This is a genomic window from Mesorhizobium sp. WSM4898, from assembly GCF_029625845.1.
In the GTDB taxonomy this organism is placed as follows: Bacteria; Pseudomonadota; Alphaproteobacteria; order Rhizobiales; family Rhizobiaceae; genus Mesorhizobium.
In genome coordinates this window covers 133,147-151,015 of the sequence record NZ_JARTVQ010000007.1, presented here as the reverse complement: position 1 = coordinate 151,015, position 17,869 = coordinate 133,147, and the positions used below count along the sequence as shown (strand labels likewise).

At 59.3% G+C, this 17,869-nt stretch carries 11 protein-coding genes and 6 pseudogenes; 8 read left to right on the top strand and 9 right to left on the bottom strand.

The features are described from left to right. Positions 1-339: 339 nt before the first annotated feature. Positions 340-585 carry a tyrosine-type recombinase/integrase gene (locus tag P9228_RS24600; RefSeq protein ID WP_082826569.1) on the top strand — a complete coding sequence of 82 codons (246 nt, stop codon included), beginning with the start codon at positions 340-342 and terminating at the stop codon, positions 583-585. Here the strand turns inward: P9228_RS24600 and P9228_RS24595 are convergent. From P9228_RS24595 to P9228_RS24585, 3 genes and pseudogenes are all read right to left on the bottom strand, one after another. Next, entirely contained in the window at positions 551-1,180 is a 630-nt protein-coding gene (locus tag P9228_RS24595; RefSeq protein WP_063169279.1) for a hypothetical protein, read from the bottom strand. The two genes, P9228_RS24600 and P9228_RS24595, sit on opposite strands and share 35 nt — an antisense overlap. A gap of 192 nt (positions 1,181-1,372) precedes the next feature. Next, a pseudogene (locus P9228_RS24590) lies at positions 1,373-1,686 on the bottom strand (ATP-binding protein); the annotation flags it as partial. A 10-nt stretch (positions 1,687-1,696) separates the two neighbouring features. After that, positions 1,697-2,230: pseudogene (locus P9228_RS24585) on the bottom strand (IS21 family transposase); the annotation flags it as partial. 516 nt (positions 2,231-2,746) lie between these two features. On the opposite strand from P9228_RS24585, the gene P9228_RS24580 reads away from it, so the two are divergent. Then, positions 2,747-3,106 (top strand): hypothetical protein, encoded by a 360-nt coding sequence (locus P9228_RS24580; RefSeq protein ID WP_126066776.1) that lies wholly within the window; start codon positions 2,747-2,749, stop codon positions 3,104-3,106. A 569-nt stretch (positions 3,107-3,675) separates the two neighbouring features. On the opposite strand, the gene P9228_RS24575 is transcribed toward P9228_RS24580, so the two are convergent. Beyond that, on the bottom strand, positions 3,676-4,992 hold the full coding sequence (locus P9228_RS24575; protein ID WP_063169281.1) for a HipA domain-containing protein: 1,317 nt from the start codon (positions 4,990-4,992) through the stop codon (positions 3,676-3,678). Further along, positions 4,982-5,281 (bottom strand): helix-turn-helix transcriptional regulator, encoded by a 300-nt coding sequence (locus P9228_RS24570; RefSeq protein WP_210326673.1) that lies wholly within the window; start codon positions 5,279-5,281, stop codon positions 4,982-4,984. Before P9228_RS24570 ends, P9228_RS24575 begins: the two co-directional genes overlap by 11 nt. Before the next feature lie 650 nt (positions 5,282-5,931). Here P9228_RS24570 and P9228_RS24565 point away from each other — a divergent pair. Continuing rightward, a pseudogene (locus tag P9228_RS24565) lies at positions 5,932-6,428 on the top strand (aldehyde dehydrogenase family protein); the annotation flags it as partial. A 512-nt stretch (positions 6,429-6,940) separates the two neighbouring features. Here P9228_RS24565 and P9228_RS24560 read toward each other — a convergent pair. Both P9228_RS24560 and P9228_RS24555 read right to left on the bottom strand, forming a co-directional pair. Continuing rightward, positions 6,941-7,401, bottom strand: a pseudogene (locus tag P9228_RS24560) (OB-fold nucleic acid binding domain-containing protein); the annotation flags it as partial. A 307-nt stretch (positions 7,402-7,708) separates the two neighbouring features. Then, positions 7,709-9,640 (bottom strand): potassium transporter Kup, encoded by a 1,932-nt coding sequence (locus P9228_RS24555; RefSeq protein ID WP_063169287.1) that lies wholly within the window; start codon positions 9,638-9,640, stop codon positions 7,709-7,711. Positions 9,641-10,615: 975 nt separating this feature from the next. Here P9228_RS24555 and P9228_RS24550 point away from each other — a divergent pair. The 5 genes and pseudogenes from P9228_RS24550 to P9228_RS24530 all read left to right on the top strand — a co-directional run bounded on the left by P9228_RS24550 (position 10,616) and on the right by P9228_RS24530 (position 17,039). After that, positions 10,616-10,894: an AlpA family phage regulatory protein gene (locus P9228_RS24550; RefSeq protein WP_063169289.1), complete on the top strand. Its 279-nt coding sequence runs from the start codon at positions 10,616-10,618 to the stop codon at positions 10,892-10,894. Further along, entirely contained in the window at positions 10,891-11,523 is a 633-nt protein-coding gene (locus P9228_RS24545; RefSeq protein ID WP_127287488.1) for a hypothetical protein, read from the top strand. The genes P9228_RS24550 and P9228_RS24545 overlap by 4 nt, the downstream gene beginning before the upstream one ends. A gap of 702 nt (positions 11,524-12,225) precedes the next feature. Further along, positions 12,226-15,759: an autotransporter domain-containing protein gene (locus tag P9228_RS24540; protein ID WP_082826570.1), complete on the top strand. Its 3,534-nt coding sequence runs from the start codon at positions 12,226-12,228 to the stop codon at positions 15,757-15,759. A gap of 243 nt (positions 15,760-16,002) precedes the next feature. After that, positions 16,003-16,686, top strand: a pseudogene (locus P9228_RS24535) (integrase); the annotation flags it as partial. 116 nt (positions 16,687-16,802) lie between these two features. Next, positions 16,803-17,039: a hypothetical protein gene (locus tag P9228_RS24530; protein ID WP_063169293.1), complete on the top strand. Its 237-nt coding sequence runs from the start codon at positions 16,803-16,805 to the stop codon at positions 17,037-17,039. A 161-nt stretch (positions 17,040-17,200) separates the two neighbouring features. Here the strand turns inward: P9228_RS24530 and P9228_RS24525 are convergent. After that, positions 17,201-17,401 (bottom strand): annotated as a pseudogene (locus P9228_RS24525) (SMC-Scp complex subunit ScpB); the annotation flags it as partial. A 93-nt stretch (positions 17,402-17,494) separates the two neighbouring features. Further along, positions 17,495-17,755 carry a hypothetical protein gene (locus P9228_RS24520; RefSeq protein WP_095769041.1) on the bottom strand — a complete coding sequence of 87 codons (261 nt, stop codon included), beginning with the start codon at positions 17,753-17,755 and terminating at the stop codon, positions 17,495-17,497. Positions 17,756-17,869 lie beyond the last annotated feature (114 nt).

The following is a 17,869-nucleotide window of genomic DNA, read 5'->3' as shown; positions in this document are numbered from 1 at the left end:
GCGGCTATATGAACGGGCTGTGAGCCCGAACCGGGCGATATCGGCTATTCGTTCGGCTCCATCGTCAAGCTGCTCATTCTGACCGGACAGAGGCGTACGGAAGTTGCCGCGATGCGTTGGTCCTCAACCTTGAAGCCGGAACATGGAACTATCGGGTGACCGCACGAAGAACGAAGAGCCTACGCTTATTCCGCTGTCCACACTGGCGGTGTCGGTCCCCCAGACGGTACCGAAGACCAATGACACGTTTTTTTCCCTGCGAGGGGCAACGAAAGAAGCCACTTCTCAGGCTACGCGAAGGGCAAGAAGGCTCTAGACGGCAAGGTCAATACTGACGGGGTGGCTTTGGAGAACTGGACCCTTCACGATCTGCGCAGGACGCTCGCGACAAATCTCGGCAGGCGGCAGGTATTGCCACACGTCATCGAGCACATACTGAATCACAAGGCGGCGTCCTTGACAGACATTGGCGAAATCTACAATCTCTATAGCAACGTCAAGGAGAAGCGCGAGGTGTTGCAGATGTGGTCAAATCACATCGAATGGCTGATCAAGCAGGCTGCGGATGACGCTCTGGCGGCGTAGCTGCTGGCATGGGCGGAAGATGCGGCGCAACAATCGTCAGAGCCTCATCGAATTGGAGAGCATGCTTGACCAGCAAATGCGCGGCCAATGCTTCGATGGCCGACCAGTGATCGAGTACTAGCCGGGCCGTGCAATCTTCGATCCGCCCCCAATCGGGGCGGCGCGGCATCAGGAACCGCAACTCACCATAGATTCGCTTGGCATCCGCGTAGTCGCTGCTCCCCTCATTCCCATCGGACGCATTCATCGCCATATCGCGCGGGTCCAGATAGCCTTCGAATGCGGATTCTGCAAAAGGACCTGCCAGACACGCAACTATCTCCCGGATCGCATCATCGCGTTCCAAACATCGATCCATATCGTCCTCGAAAATCGGCTTTCGCTTCGAGGTGAATCCTTGCGCTGAATAAAAACCCGCGCCTTCGACAACACCACCGCACTCTCCGTCACCGACGTCGGGGTAAATACTAACACTTGAGAAAGCAGGGAGTTCACGGTCGTCGTCGAACGTCTGACGGTGCAAAACGATGGCGGCCACCGCGTGCCCGGCTTCGTGATGCGCCACAAGCGGCAGATATTGGGAGGCTACATTCATGCGGTGCGGCTCTCAGGTCTAGTTTGCTTTTGCGCATAGGACCGCAATTGTCGTGCCAACTGGGAAAATCGTTTCGGGCAATGCGATCGCTCCGATAGCGTTGCGTCTCCTGTCTGACATTGTTGGGAAGTCGACACGCGCCCGTCGCAATGCGGTCGACCTTCCGCGCGAGTTGGGTGACCCGTGAAGGCGGCCGACCAGGACGATGTTGCGCTGATCGGCGACGAAGGCGCGGCCGGGCGAGATCGCGCATCAGGGGGTGACCGGCGTGTCGGCGAAGTCGAAGTCGTCGATGTCCTTGGCCAGCGGCAACTTGGCGACAGCGAACTGGTATTTGATGGAGCGGGCCTGCTTCTCCGATATCTCGGCCTGCAAGAGATCACCGACAATCCTGGGCGGCTCGTGCCGTCGCTTGATGGCGACGCGCCCATGATCTCGTCATAGGCTCTGCGCATTCCGTAGAGCTTCAGCGCTCCCATCAGTTCCAGTACCTCGGTGCGTTCCATGGCTGTTTGTCCTCCTGAGACTGTCATAGCGGGTGCAGTCGGCGACCGCTCGTGAGCTAGCTTCAGCGCTTGGGGAATGGAAAGGATCGTGCCCGGCGCCGGATCGCGGCTGCGGGCCAGGATGTTGAGGATCACCGGCGCCGACGATGCACCGTGCTCGATGGCTTCCTGACAGGCGGCCTCGACCGCGCTCAATCCGTCGGTCAGCACCCAGGTGAGGATCAACACCATCTGCCGGTCGACGTCATCAACCGCCTTGAGCTGCGCCGCACCTTCTCCATTGCCGACCGCACGACCCAGCCAAGGAACGGCGCGCGCCGTGTGCCAGGGATCGTAGGCGACCTCGTTGCGGCCAAAGGAGCGAACGTGTTCTCCCACGACCACGCCATCCTCTGGCGGATGCGATCCGATCGACATAAGCATGGATCTCGATGGGCCGACCGACGGCACTCGACAGCACCGAGTATTTGTTGTTGTCGAAGCGCACCGTGCAGGTCTTCGACACCGACGGGGGAATGCAATGGAAGCCGTCGAAGCGACCGGCAGCCGCTCCCGCTGCGGCTTGGCCGCATTCGCCGACAGCAGCCGGTCCCGCGTCTCACGCCGAGCTCCCATGCGGGGATAGGGCTGGTGCTTGCGCTCGTAGCGGAACTGCGTCTCCTCAGAACGCAGGACCTTGCGCACCACCTTGCGCGAGATCTTCAGCTCACGGCAGATCGCTTTGATCGACTTCCCCTGGACCAGCGACAGCCGACGTATCTTTGCAATCGTCTCTAAAACCAACATCCAAAACACAAATGCCTCCGATCAAGCCGGAGGCATCTTGATGACCCCATCGTTAAGGGGTCCCGTTTGGACGAAAATCACCCTTTAAACAGGGTCCCCATTCCACGAAAAATCAATGCACTACCTTCCAAAGCTGCGAGAGATCGCCACCGACCGCTTTGAAGGGGCTTTCGGCGGTCTCGTCAGCGAGGTTGTGGCATGAAGAAACATCAATCCACAGCATTGGGCCGAAGCATGCCACGGGCTCATGCCGCGGGAGAGCGGGAAGATATTCTTGAAAGAAGAAGCGGTCTCCGACATCAATACCGACAGGATGGGCAGCTTTCTCACATCACTTGAGGTCGAGCGTGGCAGTTGCGACCCGCAATGCAAGGCTGGCGGCGATGCATGCCTTTGCGCGGTTCCTGATTTCGGAGCACCCCGAATATTAGGATACGCTGCAACTGGTGGTGACACTTCCCTTCAAGAGGGCGCGTGGGTGGCACCTGTCGAATATCTCGATGAGCCCGGAAATCAAGAGCGTCCTGGCGCGTATCGTCCGCCGCACGCCTTCTGGACAGCGGGATTACGCTCTGTTTTCGCTGATGTTCAATACGGATGCACGAGTTCAGGGATCCTGAATCTTCGATTGTGACCTTCGTCTGGTATCGCCCTGTCCCGCCGAGCAAAGCAACGACCGCCCCACACTGCTCACCCGGTTCGGTGTTCCATACTTGCTGCGCACACATGGCTGCGGGCGAAGGAACCACCATGGCGGAAAAAAGCATCCATCATCGCCCTTTGCGGGACACGACGGCCATCCACCTCGTCAAGGCGGGTGTTGACATCGCCACCATCAGTCGATGGCCAGGCCACTCGGGCTGAACTAACGATGCGCTACGCCCAGGCCGGTATCGATATGAAGCGGCAAGCGCTCGAACAAGGCTTCCCCGACGTGATGTCATCGGCAAAAGATCAGACGATCATCGCTTTGATGGCTGGATGTTTGGCTGGCTGCACCGCTTGTAGACGCTCAGTTATGTGGAGTTGTATCGCGGGAAGTCGCGCGTCTTGGGCTTTTGCGGTGTCAGCTCCACATCTCTCCGCAGTGCACGTTGTCACTGTTGAAGAGCCGTTTGTTCAATCTTCGTCCTGGCACGGCAAGGGTTGTCGATATTGTGGGCGTCTTGCGCTTGCCGAGCTTGTCCGAAATCCAGCGCCGGATCAGGCGTGAACACTGTTGCGTAGTTCGTCAGCCAGAGCGCGGAGAACGTCGGCGCTTCCTTCCAGCGCCGTAAAAGCGTAGGGATTGAGGAACTGTCGGCCCCAGAACAGATTGCGATCTGTGCCGGATAGCGTAGCTTCCTCGCTGACACGCGGCCAATTCTCCGCAATGCATCGGAGCTGGCCTTCAACAATCGCAAGAGCTTCCGGCGCGCTGAGCAGGAAGTGATGCGCCGCTTCAAGGCAGGACGCTATCCGGCTCATGCGGTTATTGCCGCTGATGAGCATGGCCTGGCTGGCCTCCTGGCCACTGCGGGCCTGCGGACAAATATCGTACGCAGGCGTGAGGGTGAGCTTAGCGCCGTCCCAGAATGCCGCATGGTTGCGGGCATGATCGTCGGTGTTGCCGCAAAGTATGTTGAAGACAATGCGGCTGAACAACTCGCGCAGAGTTTCCGACGGCGCGGTGAATCGGTGGCGAATGATCTCCGCCAAATCCTGGTAGCTGGCGTAACGCGCCATCATCTCATCGAGCGCGAGCATCGTCAGCGCTGAGACCATGGATTTGCGTTGCCAGCCGCCCGTGACCTTGATCCGGTCGAATCGCTCGACGAGCAACACGTCGTTGCCTGCGGCGCGAACGAGCGAGACGGATGCCGCTCTGATGCCGCACAAGGCGGCAAGCCGCATGGCTATGAATTCTCCTTTGACGACGCTGTAAAGGTCGGCAGACGAGGAAAATTTCGCGACATGCTTGACGGCGTCACCCTCGATCAGCGCCTTTGGCCTTGCGCCGCCGATCGAGCTGCCGTGATGCAGCGCCTGATCTAATTCGGGGGTGAGCGGAATACCTTTCTCTACCCGCTCCGCCGATTGGACAAGCTCTTCGAGAGTGGCATTGGCCAGTGCGCGCGGCTCGTAATGCATTGGCGAAAACTGAAAATCGAGCGCGCCGATGCGGTCCGAGCCTGATTCCAGCAAGAACGTCAGTTCTGAAATATCGAGCCGCGCGATTTCATCGCCCTTCACACCGAATTTGCGGTTTAGGATAACCCGTCGTCCCCAGGCATCAGGGGCAGCATCGCGGATGCATCCCGGCATGGTTAGGCCAGGAAGCAAAGGCAATTCGCCTGCCTTCAGGGGCAGTTCCGGGAGATAAAGCGGGATCGCGCTTCCCAGTTCACGAAAGCTCCTGCCATAGTTGAAGCTGACGAGTCCGTCATGGGCATATAGCCGCCCGGCGACAACCGGCGCGGTCTCGCCCGGCAGCCAGACCCAGACATAGGCTTCGTCGTACTTGGGGACCTTAGAACTCATCGACGATCTGCTTGCCGGCCTTGTAGACGTGCTTCGGCAGCAGCGCGATGCGATCGTCCATGCGGCCTGTGAGGGCTGTGATGCCATTGCCGTCGGCATCGAACAGCTTCACACCGACAATGGCAGCAGCTTCGAACATCAGTCCGATTTCGACTTTGGGATCGCCCTTCTCGATGCGCTGCAGGGTGCTGCGTGAAACACCGATTCTCTCGGCTAACTCCTGTGCGGTTAACCGGTGCTGCATCCGGCCAAGCCGGATGGTCTTACCGAAAAGGCCAAGCGCTTCCATCGCGTAGCGCGAATAGGTGCGTTTATACGTTGCCTTCATTCGGGTCTCTGTGACCTATGCATGATCCATATCGCCTTCTTTCGAACTTTATATAGGTAATGTCACAGAGCGACTGCCAAAGTCAAGACTCCGTATCGCAAGCGTTACCCATCCGAACGAGGAAGGCGGATATTGCCGACGGCTCCTGCACAACCGGCCAGCTCTGCGCGTCTCGGGCGAGGCGGAGATCTGGCGCTGGATCGCGGACAGCCTTGAGACGCCTCGCATGAGTCATTCATGGGCGGTCCCTGGTGCGGGGCCGCGGCGCTCGACTGCTGGCCGACATTCTCGGCGGCGGGACCCGCATCCGGCTACACCAGCACTTTTCGACCGCATACGCGCCCAGCTTCTCTCCGAAATCATTGCCAATGAGCGCGAACCTCATGCGATCGCCGAGCTGGCCTGGCGGCGCGGAATCTACGCACGCATCCGTATTCGAGACCGCCCAAGGGAGGCTGACTAGCGTAACGCCCTCCGATCTAAGCGCCTTCCACAAAGCCGCTTTCGCACGCGACGGGCTGCATGTGGCGGTCGTAGGCGACATAGATGCCAAGCCCTGAGAGTAAGGCTCTACCAGCTGTTCGGCGATTTGCCTCAGAAACTGGCGCTTGCCGGCGCGAACCAGTGGTATCGCGAGGGCGAGCACGCCGAGCGCTTTTCCTCCGCCCTCCACTGACCACAGACCCGCACGCAACGAAGCCGCGCTCGATCTTATCGTGGCGTGGCTAGGTGCAATGTTTGCTCTCGCCATCAGGCCGGCTTTCCCGATGGCGTGGTCAACCTGATCTATGCGTCCGAAGGTGATCGCGTGGGCCGTGAACTCTGCACCAATTCCAAAGATCAGCTTTACCGGTTCGAACGAGGTCGGACGGCTGCTGATGCGTCAGTGCTCTGACCAGATCAAGAAGGTCAGCCTTGAAACCGGCGGCAATGCACCTTTCATCATCTTCGATGATGCCGACATTGACGGTGCTGTTGACGGTGCGGTCCAGGCGAAGTTCCGCAATGCCGGCCAGACCTGCGTTTCCGCGAACCGCATTTACGTCCAATCGAGCGTTCACGATGAGTCCGCCGAGAAATTGTGGAGAAGGTCCGGCACTTATCAGTGGTCCGACGTCTACTCCCGGAGCGAAGCCGTCGCCAACCCAAGATCGAGTCCCACATCGCAGATGATAATTCGATGCGGGGCCGAACGATAAATATGCATGCTTTGGCCACCCCGAGGCAGGGCTCATTGAGATGATCCGACCGCCTTGGAACAAAGATGGGGTAGAGCAGATGAAGCGTTGGCAGCGTGTCTCCATTCGACGCGAGCGCTTAGGATGGGATCACGATCATTCGCATCACGCGCAGCCGCAAGGGCGATGCCATGGCTACTTTGGAATCGTTGAAGTGGTTTGAGCCGGACAGTCACAAATACACCCGTTACGCCGCGGCTCAGGAAACGGGGCGGCGTCCGGCGGTGGAGGTGCTCGCTGACTTAAAAAGGGTGCGGGCAGTCGTTGCGCTTGAGAGCGACGACATTTGGGATCCGGCACGGGGTGACCTGCTGCCAATCGGCAGTTAACAGGGTCCGACAAAAGTGTGCACAACATGCTGCTGAAGTGGCCTCCGGAAGCGCTACCGGAAGTTACGCGTCTTGAACTTGATAGGGTCGATATGGTCATACTGCATCGACGATGTCGCGCCCCTTCGGCATGCCGCGCGGATCGATGCCCGATCCGCCGTGATGAGCCTCGTCCCTCGGCCGTGCGGCAACGGAAACGGCGTCTTGCGGTTTCCCACGCTGGCCAGCCCGGCCGACAGATCGGTCAGCTCGTGGGCGACGAGGTGCACCACCTCCTCTTCCGTCGGATGCGTCCGCGGACGCCGAGCATGGCCGAAGCAAGAAGCACGCGCCGGAATTTCTCGAGAGATCTTGACCCAGACGACGACGTTTGCCGCACCCGTCTCATCCTCCAGAGGAACATGAAGCCTTTGGCCGAGCCCGGCCGCTGCCGGACCAGCACCAGGCCGGCGGCCTCGAGCCAGCTTCTGCCTCGCGCCTGCATAGCATCCTGACAGGTCACGGTGCGGCGCCGGTTAGGCGGCACGCCGATTTTGGCAACGCTAGCCTGTGAACTGAAGAATGAAGGTCGGACTTGCGGCACATCGATTAGGTTCAAATGATAAGTTGCTGCCCGGCGAGGTCGTTTCAGCGCATCTCGACTGGTGGGTCGGCAAGACAATGCGGAACGGAAATGATCGCAGGCGTAAAGGACGGCTTTCGGGGCCGGAAGCTTCAGGCCTGGAACCGGACCCCAGTTTGGCGCAAGCATCGTGGCCTCCGCCCGGTCAGGCATTCACCGGCTCGCGAAATGCCAATTGATTCTGCTTAACCGGGCATACCTAAACGGCCACTTGCGTTCCGATCTCGACCACACGTCCGGTCGGGATCTGGAAATACTCCGTCGCGTCGGCGGCCGTGCGCGCCAAGCCGATGAACAGCTTGTCCTGCCACACCGGCATGCCGGAGTTGGGTGACGCCTTGAGCGAGCGACGCGACAGGAAGAAGGACGTCGTCATGATGTCGAACTTCCAACCCTGCTTGCGGCAGATCGCCAGCGCACGCGGGATGTTAGGCTGTTCCATGTAGCCGAAGGTCAGTGTCACCCGCATGAACAGCTCATTGATCGTTTCCATCTTGATCCGCTCGCTGTCGGGCACCACGGGCTGCTGCGCCGTCACCACAGAGAGGATGACGTTCTGTTCGTGCAGCGCCTTGTAGTGCTTCAGGCTGTGCATCAACGCGGTCGGCGCACTGGCGGGATCGCTGGTCAGGAACACGGCCGTACCGGACACCAGCTGCGGTTTCTTCTTCAACAGATTGCCCGCAAGGAAATCGAGCGGAATCTGGTTCCTGCGCGTCTTGTCAAATAGATACCTGCTGCCTCTTATCCAAGTCCACATGGTCATCACGATCACTGCGGCAATGGCAAGCGAGGCCCAGCCGCCTTCGAATACCTTGACGATGTTAGCTGCAAAGAAGCCGGTATCGATGAAGACGAACACCGCCATTAAGGCTATCGCGACGCCGAGCGGCCATTTCCAGATGCGCGTCATCACAACAAAAAGCAGTATGTTCGTCACCAGCATATTGCCGGTCACCGAAATACCGTAGGCCGAGGCCAGCCGGCTGGATTCGCCGAAGCCGACCACCAGCAGCATCACCACCAGCGCCAGCATCAGGTTGATGCGCGGCAGATAGATCTGGCCCGACTGTTTTTCCGACGTGTGCTGGATGACGAAACGCGGCAGCATGTTGAGCTGTACCGCTTGCCTGGTCAGCGAAAAGGCGCCGGAGATCACCGCCTGGCAGGCGATCACGGTCGCCGCCGTGGCAAGCACGACCATCGGAATAAGCGTCCAGCCCTGGTTCATCTCGAAGAACGGATGACCGACAACGCCGCCATTTGCCAGCACGAAGGCGCCTTGCCCGACATAATTGAGCAACAGACAAGGGAACACGATCGCCAGCCAGGCGAGCACGATCGGCTTGCGGCCGAAATGGCCGAGGTCGGCGTAGAGCGCCTCGGCTCCGGTGACGGCGAGGAAGACTGCACCAACCGTAACGAAGGCGACGTCAGGCGAGTTGACCAGGAACGACACGATGTAATGCGGGCTGATTGCCAGCAGGATTTCCGGGTCGTCCATGATGTGGTTGAGCCCGGAAAGGCCGATGGCCAGGAACCACAGCGCGGTAACGGGTCCGAACACCAATCCTACGCCGCCGGTGCCAAACCGCTGTACCGCAAACACGATCGCCAGGATGGCCAGTGTCAGCGGCACCACATAGGGCTGGAACGTCGGCGTGACGACATTCATACCTTCGACCGCCGACAGTACCGAGATTGCCGGCGTAATGACGGCGTCGCCAAAAAAAAGCGCCGCGCCGACGATGCCGATGCCGATGCCGATGCCGAGGATCACCGCAGAGCAGGTCGGGAAACTGTTGCGCGCCAGCGCCATAAGCGACAGCACTCCGCCCTCGCCTCGATTGTCGGCGCGGAGCACGAACATGATGTATTTGATCGTCACGGTGATCGTCAGGGACCAGATGATCAGCGAGAGTACGCCGAGGATGTCGCCACGGCTGGCGACGTTGCCACCCGCTGATGCATGCAACGCCTCGCGAAATGCATAGATCGGGCTGGTGCCTATATCGCCATAAACGACACCTAGTGCGCCCAACATCAGCGCCTTGGTGCTGTGCTGCTCGACCTCAGAATGGCTCGATTGTTCGACAGGTTCTGCCTCGTTACCAGCATTGGTAAGGGCCATGGACGACACTCCGATAAGCGCGCGGTGCTCTACGCTTGCTGCACTGCAATATCAAGTTCCGTCACGTAATGTCTGCCGTCTCGCCTGTCGTTGCTCGCCTTGGTAGACTCGCCAGCCCGCAGCCCTACCGAGCAGCAATAGCGCCCCGGCAGAACCCTCAATCGCCCAGATCAATGAATGGTTATCGCCCACAGTGCCCCCCCGCGATGCGGCCGATGGCGACCAGGGTGTCGTGGGCGCACAAGGATGGCGCTTTCCTGATGACGCCGTGCTCCAGGTGTGATCGCACCGTTGCTGCGCAAGCCATTTACTTGCTCGTCCCAGCGAGGACCGTGGCCAACTGGAACGCAGGGCCACGCCGCTCACCGGCCGCACTTTGCGGCGCAGATAACGATTCGATCTCCGCGGCGAGATTCTGGTTGAAGAAGCCACCAAGCTTGTCGAAGGACACACGGTCGTAATATCGACATGCCAGTATCCGCAACCCAGAAAAGCTCCTTGGGCTCCGCTGCGCGCGCCACGAACAACCCGATCTTCTCTGCGAAGAGGACGCCGTAATCCTTCAGGTTGAAGCCAAACCGGGGGGCGGCCGTGACGTATGGGCGAAGGGCTAGGAGGCGGGTTCGGTGAGGAACGGCATTGATGTCCACGCCGTCTCCTGGAAAGACAGAGGAATGCGGTGTCACCGACTGGCGCCGGAGGTTGATCCGGTGATTAGGAGGAGCACTCGTTGTCGGATTCTCGACGATGTCGGACATCTGACACAACGCTGCCAGAGCGATCACGTTGTTCCGAAACGATTTTCCCAGTTGGCACGACAATTGCGGTCCTATGCGCAAAAGCACTGCGATGCCGCACCGACTGGAAGAACTCATCAATGATCACGCTTTTCGAACATGTGGGCGCCGCTACCAACACTAAGCGTTCCCGATCAAACGGAAGCCTCTATCCCTTCTTTCTGAAGGCTGTCCGGACATGAACGCATTTGATGTCCGTCCAACGCTGGATGCTCCCGACGACGATCTCTATCTTTGGCTTGAAGATGTGGAAGGCGAGCGGGCACTTGCCTGGGCCGCCGGCCAGTCGGCAAAGACCCTGAAGCACTTCAGTGGAACGCAGTTCGAGCGCGACCGCGCGACTCTGAAGGCAGGCCTGTTCCCTAAGCGGCGTCGCATCTCCCCCGGCCGAGTCGCATGGCTTGAATCCGATATCAGGGCTTGGATGGAAACTAGATCTGAGAGCCGCACCGCATGAATGTAGCCTCCCAATATCTTCTCCCGTCTGTGGCGCATCACGAAGCCGGGCACGCGGTGGCCGCCATCGTTTTGCACCGTCAGATGTTCGACGACGACCGTGAACTCCCTGCTTTCTCAAGTGTTAGTATTTACCCCGACGCCGGTGACGGAGAGTGCGGTGGTTTTGTCGAAGGCACGGTTTTCTATTCAGCGCAAGGATTCACCTCGGAGCTAAAGCCGATTTTCGAGAACGATATGGATCGACATTTCCAACGCGATGAAGCGATCCAAGAGATAGTTGCGTGTCTGGCAGGTCCTTTTGCAGAATCCGCATTCGAAGGCTATCTGGACCCGCGCGATATGGCGATGAATGCGTCCGATGGGAATGAGGGGAGCAGCGACTACGCGGATGCCAAGCGAATCTATGGTGAGTTGCGGTTCCTGATGCCGCGCCGCCCCGATTGGGGGCGGATCGAAGATTGCACGGCCCGGCTAGTACTCGATCACTGGTCGGCCATCGAAGCATTGGCCGCGCATTTGCTGGTCAAGCATGCTCTCCAATTCGATGAGGCTCTGACGATTGTTGCGCCGCATCTTCCGCCCATGCCAGCAGCTACGCCGCCAGAGCGTCATCCGCAGCCTGCTTGATCAGCCATTCGATGTGATTTGACCACATCTGCAACACCTCGCGCTTCTCCTTGACGTTGCTATAGAGATCGTAGATTTCGCCAATGTCTCCGGTGCGGGCTCACAGCCCGTCCATATAGCCGCCAGTCTGCTGCCTTCGAGTGGCCCATGTTGGCCGCGGCCAGGAAGTGGCGACGATTGAAAGGACAAAATCAGTTGCCGAAACTCATCGCAGGTGACGGTCTGGTGGCAATTTGGGCACATCTTGTGTCTCGTCGCCAGTAAACACGGATGCCCGGCAGGAGCTGAGCTCGCTGCCGGCGGAAATCGTAGAGCGCCAGCGACGCATTCTGATCTTTCGTCAGGCAGTCGACCGCCTTGGCATACGCCTCGGCCTCCATCTCGATCGACCTGAACCGGTATCTTGTGCGCCATCCGGACGATCTGGGAAAGCTTGGCCGGGCCGGCGCCTTCCCAGGCGCACGGGAAGCGCGACGACCCATGTGGACCTTGGATTTCACTCCGCACTTACGCTGCTTTGGCCTTGTCAGCAGCCTGAGCATAAAGCGTGCTCAGCTTTCAGGCCGAGCACTCATCCATTGTTGACAGCACCTGTCGTCATTCAGGATCGCCCCATTCTCGCAGGCCGCTTGCAGCTTTCAGGCTGTTGTCAGCCAGGGCCGCCATAAAGGGTCTCGTTAAACAATTCAGGAGGCCGTTCCAATGAACAATCAGTTTGCGAGACTTTTTCGAGGACCAGGTATGCAGGCTTGTTTCAGGACAAAGAACTTTCTGGCGGCAACCACCGCGATGACGACGGTATTCCTGCCGGCTGTGTCTCTCGGGGTGGGTCTGGTAGCATTTCCAACTGGAGAAGCGTTGGCCGACGACCCGATTTCGATCCCGCTGGAGTATGTCGGGGAAGGCCATGACCGCCTGGGCATCTGGGCCAAGATCAACAATGGCAACGCGCAGCGATACGTATTCGACACGGGCTCGGACCAGCTCAACACGCAGATCGGGTCAGAGGTGACCGGGGTCCGCCCGATTGCCGACACGCCTTACGTATATACGTACGGGGACGGAACGTATGGTAATAAGCTTCAGAACGTGGAAATTGATAAATTTACATATGTCGATCCAGATCAAAAGATAACAATCGACGGGCCGTCTGTAAGCGATAAGAAATACCGGGCTGCTCGCATTCTCGATTTTGTCTATACCCATGCGTATTGCAAGGACAACAATCTTAAGTGCACGCCGGGATCCGTGACGGATGGACTTAAAGATATGTATGGTCAGGATCTCCAAGAACCTTATCACGCCGATAAGGAGCAGCGGGCGAAAATGACCGCTGGCAAGATGGCAGACGAAGGCGGCGATTTCGCAGGTACATTCGGGGCCGGCGATTTTCTTGGCAAGACAAGTGTCTGGGGCATGATGGGCAGTGTCACCAGGTCTGGCTACGTGGTCTCCGCCAATGTGAATCCGGATTCCGAGAGCGACCAAACGCCTGGCTGTTCCCCCTGCACGATTGTCAACCTCAATCCAAGCCTCCGGGCCCAATATACTAATGCCATGCCATGGGGAGAACCCGAGGAAAAAGATCAGGATTCTTATCAGAATTTTCCTGGCTCTGGCGCCAATGCCTCGACCGAATACGAAGGCAGCTACAATCTGCAGTACACGGTTAAGGATGGAGCCCCACCAATCACCGACCCCAACAAGACCGCGGTATTGCTCGACACCGGCACACCGGGCGGTGGCAGTCTGGAGATCAGTGATGCGATGCTGAAGCAATTTCAGGATGCGGGCGTCAAACTTAAAAATGTTCGGAGAAATGAGCAACGCGAGATCGTAAGCGCATCGGGCAACATCCCGAGCGTTACAATCGCAGGAACGGATGGCGATCCGGTAAGGCTGGACAATATCGACTTCACCTACACCAGCGGCACGACGGAACAACCCAATGACCAGACCAGTTTTGTTGCCGGTCTTGACTTCTTCAAAAACAGATCGGTCATTTTCGATCTGGAGAAGAAGTATACCGCTTATACGTCACATTTCGTCACTGCCAGCAACTTCTCTACCGATTCATCCGCACCCGAAGGGACCGGTCTGAGCAGGATCACGACGAGCATGGGGAATGAGGGCGGGTTCGGCATAGCGGGTGTCGTCTCCGGCTCCGGATCGCTGACGCTTGATACAAAGACGGTGGTCCGGATGACGAATGTCAACACCTACACCGGCGAGACGAATATTGCTCAGGATGCCTATCTCTCGCTTGCGGGGCTCGGCAACATCCAACGGTCAGCGAAAGTCGTTGCAGACGGCACGTTCGATATCTCCGAACATGGAAATGGCAGCGACTATTGGGGAATCTCCGACGCCTACAACGATGCCCGTATTCGTAGCCTGAGTGGCAGCGGAACGGTCGAACTGGGCAAGCGTACCCTGGTGCTAACGGATTCGAACGACACGTTCGCCGGCAGCATCAACGACCTCGACGTTGATAACAATAATATGGGCGGCAAACTATTCGTTGCCGGTGGCGTGCAAACGCTGAGCGGAAAGAACAATTTTTCCGGCATGACGACGGTCGGTTCCGGCGCGGGATTGCTGCTTGCCGATACAGGTGTGCTTTCCCATGATGCGACCACGTCCGGCTTTCTCGGGAATGACGGGCAGATCGGGGGCACGGCTATCGCAAACAGCGGCGGTGTCGTCGCAGGCGGCGGCACCTACGGTGCGGTCACCATTTCCGAGGGCGGCACGGTCGCTCCTGGCAGTGCGACCGATCCGAGCAGGATCGTCACCACACTGACTGTCACGGGCGATTTCGCGCAGCAGTCCGGATCGATCTATCAGGTCGACCTCGCAAGGTCGTCCGATCTCATCGATGTTGGCGGAGCAGCGGCGATCGACAGCGGCGCGCAGATCGAGCTGCTGCGGCAGGGAACGCTATCGGTCGATGCCCGATATACTCTGCTCTCCGCAGCAGGCGGCGTAAGCGGCACCTATGGCGGGCTGACGGGGGCTCTGGCGACAGACGCGACGCCCTTCGTCGATTTCCAGCTCGTCTACGATGCCAACAATGTCTATCTCGATATCAGCCGCACATCGACGGCGTTTGCCGATGTAGCCAGCACCTTCAATCAACGCTCGGTCGCCGCAGCGGCTCAGGCGCTTGGAAGCGGTAATCCGATCCAGGACAACATCCTGTTCCTGACGGCGCCGGAAGCCCGCAACGCTTTCGATATGCTATCAGGCGAGGTTCATGCTTCCATTCATAGCGGCCTCATCGAGGACAGTCATTCTGTACGCGATGCCGCGAGCGAACGGATCCGTGCGGCGTTCGACGGCGTCGGTGCCTCCAGCGTTCCGGTGATGACTTATGGGCTGGGTGGTCTGGAACTGGCCCCGGCAACGAGTGAGAATTTCGCCGTATGGGGCCGTGGCTTCGGCGCCTGGGGTCATCTCGACAGCGACGGCAATGCCGCCGGTCTCGATCACTCGACAGGCGGCTTTCTGGCTGGCGGTGACGCGGCTGTCGGCGAAAGCTGGCGGCTCGGCCTCATCAGCGGCTACAGCCATACCTCCTTGGAGGCGGACGATCGCGCGTCGTCGGGCTCGAGCGAGAATTACCATCTCGGTCTTTTTGCCGGCACGCAGAACGGCAATCTCGGTTTTCGTTCCGGCCTTGCCTATACCTGGCACAGCATCGAGACCGGCAGGTCCGTGGTCTTTCCAGGCTTCGCCGACAGCCTTTCGGCCGATTACGACGCCGGCACGTTCCAGGCCTTTGGCGAGCTCGGCTACCGTATCAATACGGCTTCGGCTTCCTTCGAGCCCTACGCTAATCTCGCTTATGTGAATTTTGACGCCGATGGCTTCACCGAGAATGGCGGCGCAGCCGCCTTGTCGAGCGGGGATCGCTCGAGCGACACGGCGTTTACCACGCTAGGTCTGCGTGCGTCGACGGTACTGACCCTCGGCACCGTGACTGCTACCGCGCGCGGCGGTCTTGGCTGGCGCCACGCCTTCGGCGACGTCAGGCCGGATACCGCTCTTGCCTTTGCTGGCGGTTCCTCCTTCGCCATCAAGGGCGTGCCGATCGCAAAGAACGCAGCTCTGCTCGAAGCTGGGCTTGACGTAAACATCACCGAGAACGCGACGTTCGGCATCGCCTATCAGGGACAGATCGCCTCGGATGCCCAGACACACGGGTTCAGCGCCAAGCTCGGCGTCCGTTTCTAAATCACCCGCAAAAGAGATTGGTTATGAAGTCAGTGAGTGCATTTTCTTTTACCGTCGTTCTCGGCTCAGCGACGGTGATGTCTGTGTCCGCCGCGCGAACGGACGATGCCTGCTACAACAAGGCACAAAGCCTATGATGACGCAATGTTCAATCGACGACCTGAAGCCAGTCGATGGCGAGCTTGACAAGCTCTACAAGGAGATGGAGACCCGGCTCAAAGAGTCCCGGCGCATGTCCAGGAACTGGTCGAGACCGCGAGGGGCTACAACGCCACCTCGGAGAACACGCGCGACGCCTACCCCAAGGATTGGCGGCATTTTTCCTCCTGGTGCCGGCGCGCTGGCTTCGATCCCCTGCCTCCGGGCTCGAAGGTGATCAGGCTCAATATCAGCGCCTGTGCCTCGGGCACCGCCGCCGGCGATCCGAAGCGTGGCGCCCCTGCCCTTTAGTTTGCGACCATCGAGCGGCGGCTTTCCGGCCTCGCCTGGAACTTTACCCAGCGCGGCCGGCCGTTGGACCGCGCGGAGCGGCATATCTATAAGGTTCTTGCCGGCATTCGCCGCAAGCACGCAAAGCCACCGCGGCAGAAAGAGGCGGTCCTGGCGACGATCTGCTGGCGATGATCGCCACGCTCGGCCACGACCTCAGGGCCTGCGCGACCGCGCTATTTTGCTCCTGGGCTGTGGCGGCGGCCTGCGGCGCTCCGAGATCGTCGGTCTCGACGTCATGCGCGACGACAACAGCGATGGCGCCAGCTGGATCGAGATTTTTGACGGCAAGGGCTGCTGGTCACCCTGCGCGGCAAGACCGGCTGGCGCGAGGTCGAGGTCGGCCGCGGCTCCAGCGACCACACCTACCCCGTAGTCGCGCTCGAGAGCTGGATCCGCTTTGGCCGCATCGCACGTGGACCCCTGTTCCGCCGCATCTTGTCGATCAGGTCGATATAATACGAAAAAGCCGCCGCCATTCGGGACGGGCGTCGGCTATCATGTCCAGCCATTATGCGGCGAGCGGATAGCTTTCGCCGGACCAGGCAGAGAACTTGGCGGCAAAAGCCTTCATCTCGTCGACCGCGAATGTGGTGCGCGGTTGCGAACTCGACTTGCTGGGCGAGAGGGACCTCGCCGAGAAAGGCGCTGACATGAGCGGGATGCTGCTTGGCCAAATCGAGATCCGCAAAGCAATCGGCCAGCGCCGCGTCGTCCAGCTGTACGCTGCAGGGCGCGTTCACGTCGTCAAGACGGATGCCAAATGCTTGCTCATAATGGCCGCAAGGTAATCGTTTCGGGTCGGAGACACAAGTTGCCGCCTCCTTCGCCGTAGAGTGGCCCGATACAATCACGATCGATATTGCCACCTCTTATCGATAGTGATCGCATAGTTCCCTGATTCGACTCTCAACCGCTCATATCAAGCGATTACTTCCATGTATCTGCTGCGCTAGCCCGTCCTGGCCTTGGAGTGTCGCTCCTCACCTCCTCCACCACTCACCAGCCCGATGGGAGTATCGCCCGCCAGCAGCTTCTCCTTGCTGAGCAGCGCGGCAACCTCAATCGCCTCGAAATCGGGCAAATCCCGCAGTGTGTCGAGGCCGAAGTGCAACAGGAAGGTCTTGGTCGTGACGTAGGTGTAAGGCGTGCCAAATTCAGCGGGCAGGCAGACGTTGACCCACAACAATCAAGGGGACGGTGCAGGCCAAGATTGCGGCAGGGCTTGGGCCCCCCACCCTTCTCCTCAGAACTCCGCTGCTTCCAGCTGGCGGCTGAAACTCACAGGCGCAGCCAGCTTGGTCTCTAACAGCATCGATCGCATCATGGTGTCTGCCATGAATCCGTGTGCGTGAAGCGCTCCAGAGCGAAGATGTTGGGCGTCAACCAGGTTCACTCCAATGAGCTTCACTTCTCGAGTTCTGCACAGTGTCCACGACTGGCGCCGGAGGTTGATCCGGTGATTAGGAGGAGCACTCGTTGTCGGATTCTCGACGATGTCGGACATGTGACACAACGCTTCCAGAGCGATCGCATTGTTCCGAAACGATTTTCCCAGTTGGCACGAAGGTTGCGGCCCTATGCGCAAAAGCACTGCGATGCCGCACCGACTGGAAGAACT